Here is a 1,689-nt window from a genome sequence, read left to right on the forward strand (position 1 = left end):
TGTGGTGGCGAAGCGGTTGACCAGTACGTACCTTCCGGGTCGCCGCAGCCGTGACTGGATCAAGGTCAAGAACCTCCACGCCGACGACTCCTGACCCCCACCCGGGCCGCCGCGACCGGTGACCGCCGGGCCCGGGGCGCCCCACACACCTCCCGGGCCCGGCCCGTCCGCGGTCACCGCCGACGGGTGATCGTCTTGTGCTCGACGTAGCCGGTCAGGCCCACCGACCCGTACTCGCGGCCGACGCCGCTGGCCTTGTAGCCGCCGAACGGGCCGTCGAAGCTCATCGGGGAGCCGTTCAGGGTGACGGTCCCGGTGCGCAGCCGGCGGGCGACCGCCAGCGCACGCTCGGGGCTCGTGGTCCAGACGCCCCCCGACAGGCCGTAGTCGGAGTCGTTGGCGATCCGCACCGCGTCGTCCTCGTCGTCGTAGGCGATCACGACCAGCACGGGGCCGAAGATTTCCTCCCGGGCGATCCGCATGCCGTTGTCGACGTCGGCGAAGACGGTGGGAGTGACGTAGTTGCCCGCCTCCAGCCCGCGCGGCACCTCGGGGCCGCCGGTCACCAGGCGGGCGCCCTCCTCGATGCCCAGCTTGATGTAGTCGATCACGCGCTGCTGCTGGTCACGACGGATCATGGGGCCGATGAAGGTGTCCGGCTCGGAGGGGTCGCCGACCTTCAGCGACTCCACCATCTCCTTCAGGGCCGTGACGACCTCCTCGTAGCGGCTGCGCGGCGCCAAGATCCGGGTCTGCAGGATGCAGGCCTCGCCGTTGTTCGCCAGCGACCCGAAGCGCAGCCCCTGCATCACGGCGGGGAGGTCGGCGTCGTCGAGGATGACGGCCGCGGACTTGCCGCCCAGTTCGAGGCTGACCCGCTTGAGCTGCTCGCCGGCGATCGAGGCGATGCGCCGTCCGGCGCGGGTCGAGCCGGTGAAGGCGATCTTGTCGACGTCCGGGTGCGAGACGAGGTGCTCGCTGGTCTCCCGGTCCGCCGGGAGGACGCTGAGCACGCCCTCGGGCAGGCCCGCCTCGTGGAAGAGGTCCGCCAGCAGCATCATGCTCAGCGAGTTCTCCGGGGAGACCTTCAGCACCACGGTGTTGCCGGCCAGCAGGGCCGGGGTCAGTTTGGCCGTGGCCGCGGAGAAGGGCGAGTTCCACGGGATGACCGCGGCGACCACGCCGATCGCCTCGCGCCTGACCACGGTGTCGAAGTCCACCGAGGGGTCGGAGGGTTCGATGACCTCCTCCCAGCCGAGCTCGGCGGCGGCCTTGAGGTAGGCGTCGACCTGGCGGGTCAGGAACGGCTGACCGGCCCGGGTGAACCAGCCCGCCGAACCGTTCTCGGCGGATATGGCCGCGGCGATCTCGTCGGCACGGGCCTCGCGCAGCGCGTTGACCCGGCGGATCACCTCCTGCCGCTCCTTGGGGTCGGTGCGCGGCCACGGCCCGTTGTCGAAGGCCTCACGCGCCGCGGCGACGGCCGCGTCCACGTCCGCGTCGGCCGCTTGGGCCACCCGGCCGAGGACCGACTGGTCGTGGGGGGAGCGGATCTCGAGGATGAGGTCAGGGTCGCTGGGGGTCACCCAGGAGCCGCCGATGAAGAGCCTGTCGCGAAGGGTCATCAGTCACGTCTTCCAGTTGCGGGGGCAAGGCGAGGGCAAGGGCAAAGCCGGGGCGGAGTACGGG

1 protein-coding gene is annotated in these 1,689 nt (G+C 71.4%); it reads right to left on the reverse strand.

The genetic code is table 11. The features are described 5' to 3' along the window. Positions 1-173 precede the first annotated feature (173 nt). Positions 174-1,625 carry an aldehyde dehydrogenase gene (locus tag PV341_RS44975; RefSeq protein WP_500323422.1) on the reverse strand — a complete coding sequence of 484 codons (1,452 nt, stop codon included), beginning with the start codon at positions 1,623-1,625 and terminating at the stop codon, positions 174-176. Positions 1,626-1,689: the final 64 nt, after the last annotated feature.

Origin of the sequence: Streptomyces sp. PA03-1a (assembly GCF_033792805.1) — a bacterium.
GTDB lineage: Bacteria > Actinomycetota > Actinomycetes > Streptomycetales > Streptomycetaceae > Actinacidiphila.

Coding starts and splice junctions, on each gene's coding strand:
- PV341_RS44975 (WP_500323422.1), bottom strand. CDS start 1,625: ATGACCCTTCGCGACAGGCTCTTCATCGGCGGCTCCTGGGTGACCCCC.